We start from the raw sequence: 18,525 nt of genomic DNA, 5'->3' as shown, positions 1-18,525 counted from the left end.
GCTGCGACACCGGGGCCGGAGGTGGCCCATGACTGCCTCCCTGAGAAAGAACTTATTTTCTTGATATAACAATAAAAAATCGGCAATGGCCCGGAACTTCCATGGCTGCTGATATGGCGGGCCCTGGCCCCCAGTGCCTGACAATAACAACGAGGAGAGATTGCCTTGAGAACGCTGTCCCCCCTGCGAGGCCTCTGTCTGGTGGCCATCGCCTCGACCCCGCTGATGGCCGGCGCCGACCCCGGCGAACAGGCCATCGATCGCTACTGCTCCGGTTGCCACCAGGCGGGTGGCGATGACAACGGCTGGAGCCGCATCAGTGCCCAGCGCAAGACCCCGGAAGGCTGGGACATGACCGTCGCACGCATGCAGACCATGCACGGCCTGGAGCTGCCCCTGGAGGCGCGCCGCGATATCGTCAAGTTCCTCGCCGATACCCGAGGCCTGGCCCCCGAGGAGAGCGCCCCCCAGCGTGCGCTGATCGAACGCCGCCTCAACCGCATCGAGTCCTTCGACCACCCCAGCTACCAGGAGATGTGCGCCCGCTGCCATACCGGTGGCCGCGCCCAGCTGCAGCAGCGCCCCCTGGAAGAGTGGGAACGCCTGGTGCACTTTCATGTGGGCCAGTTCCAGACCATCGAGTACCAGGCCATGGCCCGGGACCGCGACTGGTTCGAGATCGCCCTGGACGAGATCGCCCCCTGGCTGGCCGAGACCCAGGGCCTGGAGAGCGCGGCCTGGGATGCCTGGCAGGCGCAGGACGCCGTGGAACCGGCGGGGGACTGGCAGCTCTGGGGCCACTGGCCCGGCGAGGGCGACTTCTATGCCGATGTCACCATCACCGCCGCCGAGGGCGAGGACGCCTATGCCCTGAGCCTGGACGGCGCCTTTATCGATGGTCGGGAGCTCGACGGCGAGGGCCAGGCCATCGTCTATACCGGCTACGAATGGCGCGCCAACCTGAGCCTCAATGGCCGCGACTTCAGGCAGGTGCTGGACCTCTCCGACGAGCGCCCCGCCGGGCGCATCTTCGACGATCACGACGACGCCTTCGGCATGCGGGTCGAGATGGCGCCCCGTGAGACCGCCACGCCTGGCCTGACGGCCAGCCTGCCGGCATCCCTCAAGGCCGGCACGCGAAGCCGCCTGGTGCTGCTCGGCCACGGCCTCGCCGACGGCGAGATCGACCTGGGCGAGGGCATCAGCGTGCGCGAGGTGGTCGAGCGCGGCGACCACCGCCTGGTGCTCGACGTGGAGGCGGCCGCCGACCTGACGCCTGGCTGGCTGCCGCTGGCCGTGGGTGACGTCGGCGCCGATACCCTGCTGGCCGGCTATCAGGCCGTGGAGCGTCTCGAGGTCAGCCCGGCGCTCGGCGTGGCGCGGGTCGGCAACCAGGCCACCCCGCCGGTCAGCGGCGTGTTTAGCGCCCTGGGCTACCTGGGCGAGGGCGAGGGCGAGGACGCCATTCCCCTGGGTCGGGTACCGGTGCGCTGGAGCGTCGCCCCCTGGGACGAGATCGCCGAGCACGACGAGGACGTCAAGTACGCCGGGGTGATGGACGCCGCCACCGGTATCTTCACCCCCGCCGGCGCCGGCCCCAATCCCATGCGTCGCTTCAATGCCAACAGCGTGGGCAACCTGCGGGTCACCGCCAGCGTCGAGGGGCAGGAAGCCGTCCAGGACGAGGCGCAATTGATCGTCACCGTGCAACGCTGGAACAACCCGCCGCTGCGCTAACACCAGGACCAGGAGATCATCATGGGAATCTTGCAAGCGATACCCCAGAACCTGCATCGGGTGGAGGTGGAAGGCCAGCCGCTGTGGTTCCATATCCCCACCACCAGCCTGTTCGCCCCGGACGCCCTGAGCGAGGAGCTGCTGGCACTGGCCGGGCGCGGGGAGGGGCTCGATAGCCGGGCCCTGCCGGCACGGCTGACCCGGCGCGCCGACGGCGACGAACTCCAGGCCCGCCTGGACCAGCTCAAGGCGCTGAAGCTGATCACCGACGGCGCGGTGCAGGCCTACAACCCCAGCGTCGAGGTGGAGCAGTTCCCGCTCTCCACCGTGGTGCTCAACGTCAATACCGGCTGCAACCTGAGCTGCAGCTACTGCTACAAGGAAGACCTGGACAACCCCAGGGACGGCAAGAAGATGGACCTGGCAACCGCCCAGGCCTCCATCGAGATGATGCTGCGCGAGGCGCCACAACGCGACCGCTACAATATCGTCTTCTTCGGCGGCGAGCCGCTCAGCAATATGCCGCTGATCCGCGAGGTGGTGGCCTGGGCCGAGCAACGCATCCACGGCCTCGGCAAGGCGGTGGACTTTACCCTGACCACCAACGCCACCCTGCTCAACGAGGAGAAGATCGCCTTCTTCGATGCTCACCGCTTCGGCCTGACGGTGAGCATGGACGGGCCCAAGGCGATCCATGACAAGAACCGCATCGCCGTCAACGGCCAGGGCACCTACGACCTGGTGGCCAAGCGCATCAAGCCGCTGCTGGCCGGTTATCGCTCGCGGCCGGTGGGGGCCCGGGTCACCCTGACCCGGGGCATCACCGACGTGATCGGCATCCACGATCACCTGGTCAACGAGCTGGGCTTCGCCGAGGCGGGCTTTGCCCCGGTCACCTCCGGCGACATGGCCGCCTACAACCTGACGAGCGAGGAGCTCAAGACGGTCTTCGACGGCATGGTCGAGCTCGGCGAGCGCGCCGTGGCCGCCGCCATCGAGGGGCGCGATATCGGCTTCGGCAACTTCAACCAGCTGCTCACCGACCTCTGGGAAGGGCGCAGCAAAGCGGTACCCTGCGGCGCCGGCCTGGGCCTGGTGTCGGTGGATCACGAAGGCGACGTGCATCTCTGCCACCGCTTCACCGGCTCGGAGATGCCCACCTTCGGCAACGTCGAGGCGGGACTCGATCACGCCGGCCTCAAGCAGTTTATCGAGGCCAGGAGCGACCGCTCCGAGCGCGGCTGCAGCGACTGCCGGATCCGCAACCTCTGCTCCGGAGGTTGCTATCACGAGAGCTATGCCCGCTACGGCGACCCCATGACCCCCACCTACCACTACTGCGACCTGATGCGCGACTGGGTCGATTTCGGCATCCAGGCCTACGCGCGCATCCTGCGTCATAACCCCGAGTTTCTCGACGGTCCCCTGGCCGGGAGGCAGAACGCATGAGCCATCACAGCGATAACAACAAGAGCCTGACCCAGCTGGGGCTGGCGCCCCTCAACCGCAAGGCCCGCGAGATGGAGCGGGCGGCGACCCCGGAGGCCCTGGAGGAGGTCCAGGCCATGCAGACCATCGCCGGCTGTACCTCCAGCTTCGATCCGGGCTGGGAGGTGGACCCCTTCGGCGGCGTGGCGTCCCTGTGCCAGCCCATGGAGGCGGACCTCTACGGCTGTGCCGACCCCTGCTGGTGGCCGGCCCAGGTGCCGGACACCATGAACACCTACCCCGACTGGGGGCAGGGGGCCGACCGCGCCGAGGACGACTGGCGCAAGCTCGACAGCGTCTATCCGGGAGGCGAGCAGTGATGGAGAGCCCTGTGATGAAGCGACTCAACCTGACCCTGGCGGGCCTGCTGGCCCTCGCCGCCCAGCCCCTGCTGGTCGATAGTGCCGAGGCGGCCGGCGCCGACGAGGTGCGCGAGTACCTGGTGACCATGGCCCGCCCCAACCAGCTGCATGTGATCGATCCCGAGGCCCGGGAGATCGTGCGCAGCTGCGACGTGGAGGGCGACTTCGGCTCCGGGACCCTGCAGCTCTCCCCGGACGAGCGTATCGCCTATGTGCTGCATAACCGCTGGGAAGACCTGGTGGGCGTCGACCTGACCAACTGCGAGGAGGTGTTCCGCGCTCGCCAGTCCACGGGGGGCGTGCGCGCCAAGGCACTCGCGTCGCTGGCGGTCAGCCCCGACGGCAGCCGCCTCTATACCGTGCAGGATCGAGTGCGCCTGCACCGCGATCGCTACGAGGTGCTGGAACCGCAACTGGCGGTCTATGACACCGCGGCGGGACTCGATGCCGAGCCCATCGCCACCTTCCCGGCGCCGCGCCAGGTGACCACCATGGCCGCCGCCGAGGACGGCACCCTGTATCTCGCCGGGGCGGATATCTACCGGGTCGACCCCGAGACCGGCGACACCGAGGTCGCCATCGCCAACCGACACTGGGAGCGCCCGGGCTTCAGCCCCCCGGATTCCCTGGCCATGTGGTCCACCGGCGAGGTGGCGGGCGAGTTCCTGCGTCCCTATACGGTGGCGGCGGACCCTGGCGAGGCGAACGAGGCCTGGCATTGGGGCATCAGCCGGGTCGACCTGGCCAGCGGCGAGACCGAGAACAAGGAGATCGCCCCCTTCGAGTTCATCATCTTCTCGATGGTCTCCGATCCCCGCGATCGCGATACCTTCTACGGCGTCTATACCCAGCTCAGCAAGCTGGACGCCGAGACCCGGGAGATCGTCGAGGTGATCGATCTTGACCACACCTATTACGTGATCAATACCTCCTACGACGGCTCGCGGATCTATCTGGGCGGTGCCTCCAGCGATATCGCCATCTATGATGACGACTTCAATGACCTGGGGCGCATCGAGTTGCCCGGGGATATGAGCACGGCGACGCTAAAGGTCGCCCGCTTCTAGGCACTGCCTGACACTGTCTGCGCTCGCTGACGTTTCAGATGGCACCTTGCGCGATTGCGTGGTCCGTTTGGCCGGGACTCCATGGAGTCGCCGGCCCTTTTTGCTGGAGACCTGCCCATGCCCGAGCTTGATCTCGCCCCGCCCGACCGTGCCCCGGGAAGCCTGCCCTGGGGCTGGCTCTATCGGCCACTCAAGGCACGCCGCCTGGCCCTGGCGCGGCTGCTGGTGCTGAGCCTGGTGGCGACCCTGCTGGCGCTGCTGCCGCCGCTGCTCACCCAGCGGCTGATCGACCAGGGCCTGATGCAGGGCGACTTCGCCACCGTGATCGCCTACGTTGCGGCTCTGGTGGCGGTGGGCCTCGCCGCCCTGGGCCTGCAGGGGCTGACGCGGTTGCAGCATGTGGCGCTCTCCGCCCGGCTGCTGCTGTCGTTGCGTCGCTCCCTGCTGCGCCATCTGCTGCGCCTCGCCCCGGGGCGCTGGCAGGCCCGGGGCCGGGGCGACCTGATGAGTCGCCTCGACGGCGACCTGTCGATCCTCCAGGGCTTCGCCCTGGACGGCCTGCTCGGCGGGCTCTCCAACCTGCTGGGCCTGGTCGGAGCCCTGGCCATGATCGGCCTGTTCAGCCCCCTGCTGATGCTCCTGGTGGCGGTGCTGGTACCCATCCAGTGGCTGTGGCTGCGCGCCTGGCGCCCGGCCCTGACCCGTCGCCAGCAGGCGCTCAGGGCGCAGAGCGGTGAACTCTCCGGCTTCTGGCAGGACACCCTGGCCCATGGGCCCTGGTTCCAGGGCCAGGCGCTCGAGGCTTCTCGACTCAACCGCCTCCAGGGGCTCGGCCACGAGCAGCTGCGGCGCCTGTTGGCGGTGCGCTGGGTGGGCTTCCTCAGCGACATGGGGCCCCAGTTGATCCTCGCCCTGGCTCGGGCCGGGGTACTGCTGCTGGGCGGCTATCTGGTGATCCAGGGGCGCCTGCAGCTCGGCGAGCTGGTGGCCCTGCTGGCCTATCTCGGCATGGTGATGGCCCCCATCGGCGGGCTGTTGGGGCTCTATGGCGGCTGGCAGCGGGCCCGGGTCAGCGCGGCGCGCCTCGCCGAGCTCTTCGATGAGCCCGCCATGCGCGATCCCTACCGGGGCGAGCGGCCCACGGGCCCCGGCGCGATCCGCCTCCAGGAGCTGCGGTTCCGTCATCCCGGCCAGGCCGGCGGGCTGCTGGGTGGCGTCGACCTCGAACTCCCGTCGGGCCACAAGGTGCTGATCGACGGCCCCTCCGGGGCCGGCAAGAGCAGCCTGATCCGCCTGCTGCTGGGCTTGGAGGTCCCCGAGGCGGGGGAGATCCGCGTCGACGGCGTGCCCCTCGAGGCACTCGCCCGCCGCCACTGGCTCAAGCGGGTGGCCTGGGTGGAGCAGTACCCCAGCCTGCTGCGCGGCAGCCTGGCCGAGACCCTGCGTACCCTGGCCCCGGAGGCCAAGGAGTCCGAGCTGATCGAGGCATTGAGCCGGGTGGGACTCGCGGATTGGTTCGACGCCTTGCCCCAGGGCCTGGCCACCGAGCTGGGCGACCTGGGCGGCAAGGTCTCCGGCGGCCAGCGGGCGCGCCTGGCCCTGGCCCGGGCGCTGCTCAAGAAGCCGTGCCTGGTGCTGCTGGACGAGCCCACCGCGGCGCTGGACCCGGCGGCTGCCCGGGCCTTCGATGGCCTGCTCGACGAGGTGCTGGGCGACACCACCCGGCTGATCATCAGCCACCAGGGGGGCCACTTCGGCAACCTGGATGCCCGCTACCGCCTCGAGGGCGGCCGTCTGGTCGCGATGGAGGCGGCGCCATGTCCATGATGCCAAGGCGGCCGCCGACCCTGGGGCTGATCGATAGCGGCGTACCGCCCGGTGCCGACCCCCGACCCCGGCTGGCACGTTTCCATTCGCCGGTGGGCGCCGACCCCGAGGATCGACTGGGTCATGGGCGAGCCATCCTCGCCACCTTGGGGCACTATGTCGCGCCGCCACGGCGGGAGATCGCCCTCTACAAGCTCTTCGAGGATCGGCTTACCGCCGATGCCGCCGCCCTGGCGGCGGCCTTCGCGTGGCACGCCGAGGCGCCGCCGGCCTGGCTGCTGTGCAGCCTGGGCCTGCCCCGGGACGATGCCCGGTTGCGGGCGGCGGTGGCGCGCTTGCGGCACGCCGGCACCCGCATCGTGGCGTCGAGCCCACGCTTCGGGGCGCCGGTCTATCCGGCGGCCTGGCCCGGGGTCATGGCGGTGAGCGGCGACGCGAACCTGGGCCCGGGGCCGCCCCGCCGAGGCCGCGATGGGCGCTGGTACGCCTGCGTCTGGGCGGCCCGAGAGGGGGCGGAGGAGGGCGCCTGGCAGCCCTGGCAGGTGGGGCCGCCGCCGGCGGGCATGCCGCCGCCCCTGGGCGGGGCCAGCTTCGCCGCGGCCCATGCCCTGGGCTATTGGCTGGCGGCGTCGATGGCGCCTGGATCAGCCGCTTCCGGCGAGGAGCGCCGGGGGCTGCCTGAGCGAAGCGTCATTATCAGGGACGAGAATGCCGAGCGCCCAGGGAAGGGGTCATAGCGTCTTCGTGAGGGTTGCCCCGGGATCGCTCTCGCCAATGCCCCGCTTGGCCTGTGGCAGCATCGGCCAGTCGGGGTGATCGTCCCACCAGCGGGCGAGCGCCGGGGCGGCAGGGCCGGCGGCGATCAATAGTGCCCGGGCCGCGTCCGAGTCGCCGGCCTGCATGGCCCGTACCAGGGGCGCCAGGGGCACCCCCGCCACCGCCTGAATGCCCAGGGGCTGGTCCGGGGTCATGACCAGCTCCCGCTCGGCCAGGCGCGGGCCGACGATGGCCAGTCCCCGCGCCACCCGCACATGCTCCCAGGGTTCCGGCAGGTGCAGCGGTCGAGGGTCGGGCCAGTGGCAGCGCGCCGCCCAGTAGGAGGCCGGCTCGCCAGACATCCCGGCGTGATAGGCGGCCTGGCGATAGAAGTCGCGGCCGGCCCGGGCGAAGCGCCAGTACTGGGCGTCCTGGCGGCGCTGATGGAAACGCTCCAGGGGGGCGATGGGCCGGCCCTCGAGCAGGCTATTCACCACCGGCGTTAGGCCATGGGCCGAGGAGAGGGCATTGAAGATACCCTGGCCGGAGAGAGGATCGATGGCCATGGCGGCATCGCCCAGGCGCCACAGCCGGCCCTCCCGGACCCGGGTGCGCCCCAGCAGGCTGGGGCGCTGGTAGTGATGCTGGATGGGACCCTCGCCCCAGAGCTCGGCCAGCTCGGGCCGGCCGGCCAGCCAGGCGTCCGGGGCCCGACGCGCCCGGCGCAGCGTCGCCTCCGGCAGGGCCAGTTGCAGGTACTGCTGGCCTGCGAGCCGCGACCACCAGGCCCAGCCGCCGCCGGGCAGCGACAGGGCGGCGCTGGCGGGCGTGGGCGTGTCGGCCGCACCGCGCAGGATCCAGGCCGGGGTCGACCAGGGGGCGGCGTCGAGGAATTGGCGCCGCGCCGCCGCCCGGCCCCGGGCCTCCACGCCCCAGGGGGCGGTCAGGACGCGGCCATCCGCCAGGCTTAGCCGCACCCGGTCGCCATCACTCCCCAGGGCCCGGATGCGTGCCTCGATCACCGGGATACCGGCCTCGCGGAGGTCCGCCAGCAGGGCAGCATCGAAGGTCGGGCGCGGCAACAGCCACTCGGCATTGGGGGCCCGTGCCTCGCCTCCCCAGGTGACCCGCCGCGGCAGGGGACCCACCGCGCAGGCGGCGGCGCGACGCAGCCCCAGGCCGGCCAGGGCCTGGAGGCTACGCCGGGAAATGCCCTCGATGGCCCGGTAGTCCCGGGCGCGCCCCACCAGGGTGACCCGCCGGCCGGCGCGATGCAGCAGCATGGCCAGGGCGGCCCCGGCGGGGCCACCACCGGCGATCAGCACCTCATCGGCCGCCTTGTCATGCATCAGAAGAAGACCCCCACCAGTAGCTGGGCATAGAAAGCCGTGTCGTCGTCGCCGAGCTGGATGCCGCCCTCGGCCGCGCTCCTGTCGGGAGCGTACCAGCCCAGCAGCGGCGAGACATAGAGCCAGTCGCTGGGCAGCCACTCCGCGTAGAGGTTGAGCTCGCGCCCGCCCATATCGGGCCGGTCGGCGGTATCCAGGCTCTCGAAGTCGTAGGCCAGCAGCCCAAGGTGCAGGCGCTCGTTCACCGAGCCGGTGAGGCCCAGCCGCCAAGCCTCGGCGTTGCTGTTGAAGGGGCCGGCGTAGTTGCCGGCCACCTCGCCCTGGAACCAGGTGCCGTAGCCGCGGGTAAAGCCGTAGAAGAGCGAGTCCCAGTCCTCGGAGAAGCGACTGTAGCGCAGCGACAGGGTCGGCCGGCCAGGCAGCTCGGCGAAGGTCCAGGCCGGCTCCAGGGCCCAGGCGGTCTCGCGGCTGTCCTTGCGCTGATGGGCGAGCTCGCCACGCAGGGTCAGGGCCTCGTCGAGCAGCCGCTGCTCGACGCGCAGATCGTAGACGTCCATGCCGTCGCGCTCGGCCAGGAAGGCATCGGCCTCGCCTTCGTCGACCCCCAGGCCGCGCAGGTAGCTGGCCTCCAACAGGCCATGGGCATGCTCGCGGGTCAGGGTGAAGGCCGCCATCTCGGTGCTGGCCTGGGCCGGGTTGTCCGATTCGAACCAGGCCAGCTGGCCCCGCCAGCCGTCGCGGCCCAGGGCCACCACGGCGGTGCGGTCGAAGGCCCTGCGCCCGGCCAGGTAGTAGGCGCCTCCGCGGTCGAGTTCCGCGCCCAGGGCATCGCCCAGGCTCAGCGCATCGCCGGCCACCAGGAAGCCCTCGCCCAGGGTGATCGGCTGACGGCCGGCGGAGACGTCGAGGGACCAGGGCGAGCCGCCCAGGGCCTCGCCGCGGTAGCCGAGCACGGCGTCCTCCAGGTCCAGCTCGCGCTCGTGGCCGGAGGTGAAGCCGGCGGCGTCGCCGTCGCCCCAGGTGGCGGTGCCCACGGTGCTGACCCGAGCATAGACGCCACCCCGCTTGGGGTTGAGCTTTGCGCCCAGGGTGATCACGCCCTCCTGCCAGCGGTAGCGGCCCGGCTCGGCGGTGCCGGTGGCATAGCCCCGGTCGCTATGGAAGGCGCCCAGCAGCGCCTGGAGGTCGATATCCACGGTGGAATGGCCGAGATCGGCCATCTCAACGGCCTGGGTGGGCAGGGCGGCGGCCAGCAGCAGGCCGCCCAGCGTCATCGGCAGACGCCGGAAGTTCTTGTTGTTATGCATGGGGGATTCCTCGGGGGTGGAAGGACCCCGACCGAAGCCGGGGCCGAGTCAAATCAGACGATCATCACGACCGACTTCTGCTCCGTGTAATGCTCGATCAGGGAGTCGCTCAGCTCGCGGCCGATCCCCGACTGCTTGAAGCCGCCGAAGGGCATGCTGGCGTCCAGCAGGTTATGACCGTTGACCCAGACGCTGCCGGCCTCGATCTCCGGCACCAGGCGATTGACCGCGGCAAGGTCGTTGGACCAGAGGCTGGCGGCCAGGCCGTAGGGGGAGTCGTTGGCCAGTTCGATCAGCTCGTCGAGCTCGCGGAAGGCCTGCACCACCACCACCGGGCCGAAGATCTCCTCCTGCACGCAGCGGCTCTCCTGAGCCAGGCCGGTGATCACCGTGGGCTCGACGAAGTAGCCGCTGTCGCTGCCCTTGCCGCCGCCGGTGACGATGGTGCCTCCGTCGCTGCGGGCCTGGTCGATGTACTCCAGGACCCGGTGCTGCTGCTTGGCGGAGACCAGTGGCCCCAGGGTGGTGGTGGGTTCCCAGCCCGGCGCCAGGGTCAGGCCCCGGGCCTGGTCGGCGAGCCTGGCGACGAAGGCGTCATGGATCGACTCGTGGACATAGATCCGCGAGCCGGCGGTGCATACCTGGCCCTGGTTGAAGAAGATCGCCTGGGCGGCGCCGGCGGCGGCGGCCTCGATATCGGCGTCGGCCAGTACCATCACCGGCGACTTGCCGCCCAGCTCCAGGGTGGTGCGGGTCATGTTCTCCATGGCGGCGTGGCCGATCAGCTTGCCCACCGGGGTCGAGCCGGTGAAGGCCACCTTGTTGATGCCCGGGTGGCCGGCCAGCGCCGCCCCGGCGGTGTGCCCCAGGCCGGTGACCACATTGAGGGTGCCGGCGGGCAGGCCCACCTGCTCGGCCAGCTCCGCCAGCAGCAAGGCGGTGAGCGGGGTGTCCTCGGCGGGCTTGAGCACGATGCTGCAGCCGGCGGCCAGCGCCGGGGCGACCTTCCATACCGCCATCAGCAGCGGGAAGTTCCAGGGGATGATGGCCCCCACCACGCCGATGGGTTCGCGGCGGGTATAGGCGACGATCTGCTTGTCGTCGGGCACGAAGGGCATGGAGGGGGTCATGCTGCGCCCCTCGATCTTGGTGGCCCAGCCGGCGGTGTAGCGGATGAAATCGATGGCCAGGGCCACGTCCATATGCCGCGAGAAGGTCACCGGTTTGCCGTTGTCCAGGGTCTCGAGCAGGGCGAAGTCATCGGCGCGGGCCTCCAGGGCGTCGGCGAGATCCAGCAGCAGTTTCTCGCGTTGGGACGGGCGAGACTTGCGCCAGGTGCGAAAGGCCTCCCGGGCGGCGCGGACCGCGGCATCGATATCGGCGGTGTCCCCCGCCGGAACCCGGCTGATGACCTCGGCGGTGGCGGGGTTGTAGACGTCCAGGGTCTGGCCGCTGGCGGCGGGGCGCCACTGGCCGCCGATAAAGAGGGCGTGACTCTTGTCGAGCCAGGACTGAATGGCGGCGGAGGGCTGCGTCATGGTTGTGCTCCTGTGGGGCTGATTTATGATTGTTGGCGAGCCATTGCAGGCGCCAAGGGTGCCTAGTACTCGAATAGCAAGTCCCATGCCAGCCTTGGGATAAAAAATAATCACAAGGAAAACAGTGGGTTAAGTGATCGCCTCGAAGGCGACCTCCGGGTGTCGCGTCGCCGGACAGAACGGCTGTCGCATCCTGGGACACCGCGACCCACCGGGAGAGACCTATGCCGACCAAGGCCGCCCTGCGGACCTCCGATGTGATGCGCCAGGCCCATGCCCGGTTGCGCCGCGGCCAGTTGCCGGTGGACCTGCTCGACGCCACCATCGGCCGCTCCTGGCAGCGCTGCCTGGAGCACGGCCTGACCCCCGATTGTCGCCCCGAGCTGCCCCGACTCAGCGGCGGCGAGCTGCGCGACCGGCGCGATGCGCATCGTCGCCTGATCGAGCTGGCCGACCCCCTGGTCAGGCGGGTCGCCGACGACCTGCGCGGCTGCCAGCTGTTGCTGGCGGGGCCCGATGCCACCGTGCTCAAGAGTTACGGCAAGCGCTTCGTGATCAACGACCGCTTCTGCATCACTTCGGGCATCAATCTCGACGAGCGCTGGTTCGGCACCAATGCCCCGGCCCTGGCGGTGATCGAGCGCGCCCCGGTGCTGGTCAAGTCCAGCGAGCATCTGCTGTTTCCCGACAACCCGGTCTCTTGCGTGGCGGCGCCGCTGTTCGATGTGGGCGGCGACTGCCTGGGGCTGATCGACCTCACCTTCGCCGCCGATCACCCGCGTCCGGAGATCTTCCTGCGCCGGGTGCAGCAACTCACCGGGGCCCTGGAGCAGCAGCTGTTCCGGGCCCACTACCAGCAGCGCTGGGTGCTCCAGGTGCATGCCTCCCTGGCCGAGCTGGACGGCGTGGCCTGCGGCCTGGTGGCGATCAACGACGCCGGCCTGATCCTGGCGGTGGATCCTCAGGCCGCCCAGTGGCTGGGGCGCGAGGCCGCCACCCTGATCGGCCAGTCGATCGAGGCGTTGCTGGGAAGTGCCTGGGACGAGGTGCGCCGTCAGTGCGAGGGGCGCTCGGCGCTGCTGGGGCTGGACCTGGCCGGTGGCCAACTGGTGGGGCGCCTCAATCCCCCGGAGGCCTGGCAGCCGGCGTCCCTGGAAGGCGAAGCGGATGATGGCGTCCCGCTGGGGGTGCCGGTTACCTCACTCAAGCCTTCACCGCCCCCGGACCGGGCCCTGGAGGATCTGCTGGCCGGCTGGCCGGCATCCCTGGCCCGGGAGGCGCGCCGCGCGTCGCGGGCCCTGGCGGCGGGCTTACCCGTGCTGCTGCAGGGCGAGACCGGCACCGGCAAGGAGCAACTGGCCCGGGCCCTGCATGCCGGCCTCGGCGGGGGCCAGGGCAAGGGCGGCCCCTTCGTGGCGCTCAACTGCGCGGCCCTGCCCGAGAGCCTGATCGAGGCGGAGCTGTTCGGCTACGGCGAGGGCGCCTTTACCGGCGCCCGCAAGGGCGGCTACGGCGGGCGCCTGGTGCAGGCCAACGGGGGCACCCTGCTGCTCGATGAGATCGGCGACATGCCCCTGGCCCTGCAGGCGCGACTGCTGCGGGTGCTCCAGGAGCGGGTGGTGACGCCGCTGGGCGATCACCGCGAGGTGCCCATCGACTGCCGGGTGATCGCCGCCAGCCACCGGGACCTGGAGGCCCGGGTTGCGGCGGGCGACTTCCGCGAGGACCTCTTCTACCGCCTGGCCGGGGTGGTGGTGGAACTGCCGGCGCTCAGCCAGCAGCACCAGCTGGCGGAGACCATTCGCCGGCGCTGGGCGGCGCTGTGTCGCCGTCATCGCCGCGAGCTGGCCCTCGACGCGGCGCTCTGCGAGCGCCTGGCGGCCTACGACTGGCCGGGCAACTGGCGGGAGCTGGAGCACTGCCTGGAGGTGGCCCTGGTGGGGGCCGAGCCGGAGCTGGGTTGCCTGACCCTGGAGGCGCTCTCGCCGCGCTGGCAGCGCAAGCTGGCGGGCCCCGACTCGGCCGAGCGAGTGGCCACGATGCCGGCGAGCGACGCGGGCGGTGACCAGGCCCTGCGGGACCTCGAGCAGGCGCATATGCGGCGTACCCTCGAGGCCCACGACGGCAACGTCACCGCCGCCGCCCGGGCCCTGGGGGTCAGTCGCTCGACCCTCTATCGCCGCCTGGGGCACTGAATTCCTCGGCCGTCGGGGCACCGGCCGCGTCCTCCTCGTCCTCGATCCAGCCCCGTTCCCGGTAATAGCGGAGCGCCCCCTCGTGGAGGGGAGCGCTCAGGCCGTCATGGATCATGCCTCGCGGGGTCAGGGTACCGAAGGCCGGGTGGAAGGCCTTGAAGCGGGTCAGGTTGTCGAAGAGGTCGGCGACCAGGCGATAGACGCGCTCCGGGTCGGCGGAGGCCGAGGCGACCAGGGTCGCACGGACGCCGAAGGTGCGTACCGCCGGCTGGTCACTGCCATAGAGGCCGCCGGCGATCCAGGCCGGCGAGAAGAAGGGGTAATCGGCGATCAGGCGTTCCACCGCCTCGCCCTGGACATCCACCAGGGCCGCGTCGCACAGGCGGATCGCCTGGGCCACCGAGGCGTTGGGGTGCCCCACCGTATAGACCATGGCGTCGATATTGCCGTGGCACAGCTCCAGGGACTGCTGCTCCGCCGGCAGGTCGTTGATCAGCCGGAAGTCGCCGTTGTGCCAGGCCTGCATGGCCATCAGCCGCTGCATGGTGCCGCGCTGGCCCGAGCCGGGGTTGCCGATATTCACCGCCCGGCCCGGCAGGTCGTCGAGACCACGGATACCGGCGTCGCGGCGCACCACCAGGGTGAAAGGCTCGCTATGCAGCGAGACGAGCGAGCGCAGCTCAGGGTCGGGGCCCGCCGCCTGGAAGGCCGCCTGTCCCTGTACGGCATAGTAGTGGAGGTCCGACTGGGCGAAGGCGAACTCCAGCTCGCCGCGGCGAATCGCCTCCAGGTTGGCCTGGGAGCCGGCGCTGGCCTCGGCCCGGCAAGGCTGGGTGGAGAGCCGGCAGAGGGCGCGGCCGGCGAGGTGGTAGACCCCGGCGGGGCTGGCGGTGCCCACCACCAGGGCGGTGTCCTGGGCGCGGGATTCGGCGTGAAACAGCAGGCTGCCCAGGGCGAGGCCCAGGCAGGAGACTAAGGTTCTCATGACTCACTCCTTGCCGGTGAGTCGGCCAGGCGATGCTCAGGCAGGGAGTCGGCGGGGAAGCCGTGGCCCGGGGCGCCCGGTCGGCAACCAGTAATGCATCAAGTTTTTTTGGTTGTGTGATGGTCAGGCAGGCGCCTGGCATCGGGTGTCCTGATTCAGTATGGCGGCTGGTGCCGGGGTCGCCAGGAAAAGCGTCAGAGCACACCGGCCTCCAGCCCGGCGGCCAGAGTGAGGCCCAACTCCTCGACCCGCTCGACGAAGGCCTCCTGCCAGTCGCCGCGCAGGACCAGCGGTTCCTGTGCCCAGCGCCAGCGCAGCCCGGTGACGATGCCCTCCACCGCCCGCCGAGTGCCGGTGCCGTCGTGACCGGCGCGCACGTAGAGGGCGCAGGGCAGGCCCTGGGCCTCCTCCAGCACCGGGTAGTAGCTGCGATCGAAGAAGTCCTTCAGGGCCCCGCTCATATAGCCCAGGTTCTCGGTGGTGCCGAGCAGGATGGCGTCGCAGCCGCGGATATCCTCGGGCCCCGCCTCCAGCGGTGCCTTGACCACCACCTCGACGCCGTCGATATCCGGGTGGCGGGCGCCGCGCTCGGCGGCCTCGCGCAGCCTGAGGGTATTGGGGGAGGGCGCATGGGCGACGATCAGCAGGCGCTTGGCCATGGGGGCTCCTCGATGGGGTCAGTAGGTAATGGCGCCCTCGACGCGGTCGCGGCCCAGTTGCTTGGCCTGATAGAGGGCCTGGTCGGCGCGCTGAATCAGGGCATCGGGGCTCTCGCCGGGGCGGTAGCGGGCGAAGCCCGCCGAGCAGGTCTGGCCATAGGGGACGCGCTGGCGCAGCCGTTCCAGCACCGCCAGGCAGGCCTCGTCATCGGTATCGGGCAGTACCACCACGAATTCCTCACCGCCGAAGCGGACCAGCAGGTCGCTGGGGCGTAGCGTCGCCTGCCAGGCCTCGACCAGGGTCCGCAACAGGGCATCGCCTCCCGCGCGTCCCTGGCACTCATTGAACCGCCTGAAGTGGTCCAGGTCGAGCAGCGCCAAGCTCAGGGGCGTGGCGTGTCGAGCCGAGAGGGCCATCTCCCGGGTCAGGAACTCCTCCAGGCGGCGTCGATTGGCGGCCCCGGTCAGCGGGTCGCGTCGCGCCAGCCGTGCCAGTGCCCGCGTCTGATGGCGAGCCCGCTCACGCAGCCCATAGAGGCGCAGCATCACCAGCAGTCCCACCAGCAGGGCGACCAGGGCGGCCAGGCGGACCGGTTGGGGGCCCCCCCGGGCGGCGAGGATCAGGATGACGCTCGGCGGCACGCTGGCCGCCAGGGTCAGCAGGCCGAGGCGGCCGCGGGAGAGGGCATCGCGGCCCGGCGGCGGCACCTCGGCCGCCAGGGGATGCCAGGCGGCGACGAGCACGAGGGCCTGGGCCAGCAGTCGCAGGGGCTCGGTGAGATCGGCCAGGAGGTCCGCCAGGGGATAGAGCAGCAGCGCCGGCAGCAGCAGGTAGCGGGCCAGGGAGGGGCCGGAAAACGCCAGGCGCAGGGCCAGCAGCCAGACCAGCCAGGCGCTGACCGCCCGGACGAGTGCCCAGCCCGCGTCCCCGCTAGCCGTCGGCAGGAGCCAGGCCAGCAGGGCCAGGACGAGACTGAGGAGCAGCGCATCGATCCAGGCCCCAGGGCCGCCGCCGTGGGTCAGCCACCAGGCCGCCACGGCGAGGGGAAAGTAGCTGGCGAGGGTGATGGCCTCGGCCGCCCAGGTGGCCTGTGCCGCCGGGGCCAGCCAGGTGCCGGTGGCCGGGCCGAGGGTCGCCAGGATCGCCGCGATGGCCAGGAGGGCCCAGGCCGGTCGATGCGCCAGGCGCTGTCGCGATACCACGGCCAGGGTCAGGGCGAGGGCTGCGAAGGCGCCGCCGGCCACCGGCAGTGCAGTGGCCCAGTCGCCGGGAGGCAGGAGGGCCTGGACGATGGCCAGCGTCAGCACCAGCAGGCCGGGCCAGGCGCTATGCAGGGGTGGAACGAGGCGTTGTACGGGCCTGGCCGAGTGGTCTCTCACCGCTCTTTTCCTTCAGGTGGGCGGGCACAATGCTCAAAGCGTAGTCGAGCCACTCGGCCATGAGCCGGCAGGGCTGGACGCACCGCCAACGGCGCCAGGCATCTTGCCTTGCCGGCAGGGTGCTCGGTGGTGTCGTGGTGCCTGCCGGGAAAGGCTCGCATCGCGATCGGTGGCAAGGGATACTGTGACCCAGTGATGATAGAGTGCCGTCAGGTTATTGATCGTTGGCATCAGGCCGATGGGAGAGGGCGAGGCACTATCGCCTCGAATCGATATGGATAGAGAATCTTTGGGCGTGTGACGCAGATGATGATGAAGAGTCCCGCCAATAATGGCTCCTTTATTCGGTTACGCCAGGAAGGCCGTACCGAACAGGTAATACGCCGCATGATGGAGGCTATCGACCTCGGCCTCTATGTGGAAGGGCAACAATTACCCAGCGAAACCGAGCTCGCCATGCAGTTCGGGGTGGCCACGGTGACCCTGCGCGAGGCACTGGGCTACCTGCGTCAGGTCGGGGTGATCGAGACCCGTCGGGGGCGCAATGGCGGCAGCTTCGTTTGTGCCACCGAGGAGCTGTCCGCCGAGCTGATGCTGGAGCGCCTCGACGAGTGGAGCCTGATCGAGCTGCGTGACCTGGGCGATGAGCATCGGGCCATTTCCGGCATGGCCGCGCGTCTCGCCGCCGAGCGTGCCACCCCCGATAGCTACCGCCATATGGCCTTTCATATCGAGGCCCTGGGCGAGGCCGGCAATCGCCGCGAGCGGCGTCGCGCCGATGCCCGCTTCCACATGGAGATCGCCGCCCACTCCCAGTCCGTGCGCCTGACCCATGCCGAGATCCGCCTGCAGTCGCAGTTGGGCGAGCTGCTCTGGCTGCCCGGCAAGGAGCCCCCCGAGGTGGCGACCATCCAGCGGGAACATCAGGCCATTCTAGACGCCATCCGGCAGGGGGAGGCGGCATCGGCCGGGCGCCTCGCCGAGGCGCATATCCAGGCGGGCATTCGCCGCCTGATCACCATGAAGCTGGCGCTAATGGAGACGCGGTCGGGGGACGATGATGAGCACTGAGCCGATGGCCGGGCGCCGCCAGGCGTGTCTGCGGCGTATCGAGGCCGCCCTCGATGGGGTCTTCGACGATATCGAACGCATCGCCGCCGAGCTCGAGCGGCTCTGGGAGGGCCAGGCGGGCCTGGGCAAGGCCCCGGCGTCCGCCGACCTCAAGTCGCTGCGTACCCTGGCCGATGACCGGCTGACCCGGGACAATCGCTGGGTGCTGGGCACCGGCGTGGTGCTGGAGCCTGGGGTGCTGGCGGATTGCGATATGTTCTGTGAGTGGCGCCACCTGGTGGGGGAGGGCAAGCCGGCCCAGCTTGATCTCAACTTCAACCGCAGCAGCGACAGCTACTACAACTACCGGGATATGCCCTGGTTCACCCAGCCGCGGGAGACCGGCCGGCGCGTGGTGGAAGGGCCCTATATCGACCTCTACGGCCAGGACGCCTATATCCTCACTTTCGCCCGACCGCTGCAATGCCGCGGCGACTTCCTGGGCATCGCCGGGGCCGACGTGCACCTGGGGCGCTTCGAGCGCATCCTGGTGCCCGGCCTGCTGCAGCTGGAGCACGACGCCCTGCTGGTCAACGCCTCTGGGCGGGTGATCGCTTCCAATACCCCTTGCTGGCTACCCGGCGAGCGGTTTCGCATGCCGGATAAGGGCTCGCCGCCGGGGTGCCGGGTGACTCCCCTGGCCGGCCAGCACGCCCATTGGCAACTGGTGGAGTCCCTCGATTCGGCGCTGGCCCGGGACGACGGCTAAGCCTGTCGGGCCGGCCCACTGCTACCCTTCGGTGTTTCCGGTCTTCTCATTCCCGC

General features: G+C 70.4%; 15 protein-coding genes. 9 read left to right on the top strand and 6 right to left on the bottom strand.

Annotation, left to right across the window (positions count from 1 at the left end):
• Positions 1-165 precede the first annotated feature (165 nt).
• The 6 genes from peaA to NFU04_RS12280 all read left to right on the top strand — a co-directional run bounded on the left by peaA (position 166) and on the right by NFU04_RS12280 (position 7,218).
• Positions 166-1,737: a quinohemoprotein amine dehydrogenase subunit alpha gene (gene peaA, locus NFU04_RS12305; RefSeq protein ID WP_251309730.1), complete on the top strand. Its 1,572-nt coding sequence runs from the start codon at positions 166-168 to the stop codon at positions 1,735-1,737.
• A 21-nt stretch (positions 1,738-1,758) separates the two neighbouring features.
• A complete protein-coding gene (gene peaB / locus NFU04_RS12300; RefSeq protein WP_251309727.1) occupies positions 1,759-3,186 on the top strand; it encodes a quinohemoprotein amine dehydrogenase maturation protein in 1,428 nt (475 codons plus the stop codon).
• Complete coding sequence (gene qhpC, locus NFU04_RS12295; protein WP_251309725.1) at positions 3,183-3,545, top strand: quinohemoprotein amine dehydrogenase subunit gamma; 363 nt, start codon at positions 3,183-3,185, stop codon at positions 3,543-3,545. The genes peaB and qhpC overlap by 4 nt, the downstream gene beginning before the upstream one ends.
• 14 nt (positions 3,546-3,559) lie before the next feature.
• Entirely contained in the window at positions 3,560-4,654 is a 1,095-nt protein-coding gene (peaD, locus tag NFU04_RS12290) for a quinohemoprotein amine dehydrogenase subunit beta (RefSeq protein WP_251309723.1), read from the top strand.
• Between the two features lie 117 nt (positions 4,655-4,771).
• Positions 4,772-6,481: an ATP-binding cassette domain-containing protein gene (locus NFU04_RS12285; RefSeq protein WP_251309722.1), complete on the top strand. Its 1,710-nt coding sequence runs from the start codon at positions 4,772-4,774 to the stop codon at positions 6,479-6,481.
• Entirely contained in the window at positions 6,472-7,218 is a 747-nt protein-coding gene (locus tag NFU04_RS12280; RefSeq protein WP_251309721.1) for a S8/S53 family peptidase, read from the top strand. Before NFU04_RS12285 ends, NFU04_RS12280 begins: the two co-directional genes overlap by 10 nt.
• On the opposite strand, the gene qhpG is transcribed toward NFU04_RS12280, so the two are convergent.
• From qhpG to NFU04_RS12260, 3 genes are read right to left on the bottom strand one after another with little or no spacing between them, the layout of a single operon-like run.
• Positions 7,213-8,586: a flavin-dependent monooxygenase QhpG gene (qhpG, locus tag NFU04_RS16390; RefSeq protein WP_285835150.1), complete on the bottom strand. Its 1,374-nt coding sequence runs from the start codon at positions 8,584-8,586 to the stop codon at positions 7,213-7,215. The genes NFU04_RS12280 and qhpG overlap by 6 nt on opposite strands.
• Positions 8,586-9,893 carry a hypothetical protein gene (locus NFU04_RS12265; protein ID WP_251309720.1) on the bottom strand — a complete coding sequence of 436 codons (1,308 nt, stop codon included), beginning with the start codon at positions 9,891-9,893 and terminating at the stop codon, positions 8,586-8,588. The genes qhpG and NFU04_RS12265 overlap by 1 nt, the downstream gene beginning before the upstream one ends.
• Before the next feature lie 53 nt (positions 9,894-9,946).
• A complete protein-coding gene (locus NFU04_RS12260; protein ID WP_251309719.1) occupies positions 9,947-11,431 on the bottom strand; it encodes an aldehyde dehydrogenase family protein in 1,485 nt (494 codons plus the stop codon).
• A gap of 224 nt (positions 11,432-11,655) precedes the next feature.
• On the opposite strand from NFU04_RS12260, the gene NFU04_RS12255 reads away from it, so the two are divergent.
• A complete protein-coding gene (locus NFU04_RS12255; protein ID WP_251309717.1) occupies positions 11,656-13,626 on the top strand; it encodes a sigma-54-dependent Fis family transcriptional regulator in 1,971 nt (656 codons plus the stop codon).
• Here NFU04_RS12255 and NFU04_RS12250 read toward each other — a convergent pair.
• The 3 genes from NFU04_RS12250 to NFU04_RS12240 form a co-directional block, all read right to left on the bottom strand.
• Positions 13,589-14,611, bottom strand: coding sequence for a TAXI family TRAP transporter solute-binding subunit (locus NFU04_RS12250; protein WP_251309715.1), 1,023 nt, complete (start codon positions 14,609-14,611; stop codon positions 13,589-13,591). The two genes, NFU04_RS12255 and NFU04_RS12250, sit on opposite strands and share 38 nt — an antisense overlap.
• Before the next feature lie 194 nt (positions 14,612-14,805).
• Entirely contained in the window at positions 14,806-15,270 is a 465-nt protein-coding gene (locus tag NFU04_RS12245; protein ID WP_251309714.1) for a flavodoxin family protein, read from the bottom strand.
• A gap of 18 nt (positions 15,271-15,288) precedes the next feature.
• Positions 15,289-16,650 carry a GGDEF domain-containing protein gene (locus NFU04_RS12240; protein ID WP_251309712.1) on the bottom strand — a complete coding sequence of 454 codons (1,362 nt, stop codon included), beginning with the start codon at positions 16,648-16,650 and terminating at the stop codon, positions 15,289-15,291.
• 306 nt (positions 16,651-16,956) lie between these two features.
• On the opposite strand from NFU04_RS12240, the gene NFU04_RS12235 reads away from it, so the two are divergent.
• Both NFU04_RS12235 and NFU04_RS12230 read left to right on the top strand, forming a co-directional pair.
• Positions 16,957-17,721, top strand: a complete 765-nt coding sequence (locus NFU04_RS12235; protein ID WP_309296794.1) for an FCD domain-containing protein — start codon at positions 16,957-16,959, stop codon at positions 17,719-17,721.
• On the top strand, positions 17,711-18,469 hold the full coding sequence (locus NFU04_RS12230) for a cache domain-containing protein (protein ID WP_251309708.1): 759 nt from the start codon (positions 17,711-17,713) through the stop codon (positions 18,467-18,469). The genes NFU04_RS12235 and NFU04_RS12230 overlap by 11 nt, the downstream gene beginning before the upstream one ends.
• Positions 18,470-18,525 lie beyond the last annotated feature (56 nt).

This window comes from Halomonas sp. NCCP-2165, from assembly GCF_023708045.1.
GTDB classification, from domain to species: Bacteria; Pseudomonadota; Gammaproteobacteria; order Pseudomonadales; family Halomonadaceae; genus Bisbaumannia; species Bisbaumannia pacifica.
This window is presented reverse-complemented; position numbering and strand designations above follow the sequence as displayed.

Bases quoted from the DNA above. Each gene is read 5' to 3' on its own strand.
- peaB (WP_251309727.1), top strand. From the start codon at position 1,759: ATGGGAATCTTGCAAGCGATACCCCAGAACCTGCATCGGGTGGAGGTG.
- qhpC (WP_251309725.1), top strand. From the start codon at position 3,183: ATGAGCCATCACAGCGATAACAACAAGAGCCTGACCCAGCTGGGGCTG.
- peaD (WP_251309723.1), top strand. From the start codon at position 3,560: ATGAAGCGACTCAACCTGACCCTGGCGGGCCTGCTGGCCCTCGCCGCC.
- NFU04_RS12285 (WP_251309722.1), top strand. From the start codon at position 4,772: ATGCCCGAGCTTGATCTCGCCCCGCCCGACCGTGCCCCGGGAAGCCTG.
- NFU04_RS12280 (WP_251309721.1), top strand. From the start codon at position 6,472: ATGTCCATGATGCCAAGGCGGCCGCCGACCCTGGGGCTGATCGATAGC.
- qhpG (WP_285835150.1), bottom strand. From the start codon at position 8,586: ATGCATGACAAGGCGGCCGATGAGGTGCTGATCGCCGGTGGTGGCCCC.
- NFU04_RS12265 (WP_251309720.1), bottom strand. From the start codon at position 9,893: ATGCATAACAACAAGAACTTCCGGCGTCTGCCGATGACGCTGGGCGGC.
- NFU04_RS12260 (WP_251309719.1), bottom strand. From the start codon at position 11,431: ATGACGCAGCCCTCCGCCGCCATTCAGTCCTGGCTCGACAAGAGTCAC.
- NFU04_RS12255 (WP_251309717.1), top strand. From the start codon at position 11,656: ATGCCGACCAAGGCCGCCCTGCGGACCTCCGATGTGATGCGCCAGGCC.
- NFU04_RS12250 (WP_251309715.1), bottom strand. From the start codon at position 14,611: ATGAGAACCTTAGTCTCCTGCCTGGGCCTCGCCCTGGGCAGCCTGCTG.
- NFU04_RS12245 (WP_251309714.1), bottom strand. From the start codon at position 15,270: ATGGCCAAGCGCCTGCTGATCGTCGCCCATGCGCCCTCCCCCAATACC.
- NFU04_RS12235 (WP_309296794.1), top strand. From the start codon at position 16,957: ATGATGATGAAGAGTCCCGCCAATAATGGCTCCTTTATTCGGTTACGC.
- NFU04_RS12230 (WP_251309708.1), top strand. From the start codon at position 17,711: ATGAGCACTGAGCCGATGGCCGGGCGCCGCCAGGCGTGTCTGCGGCGT.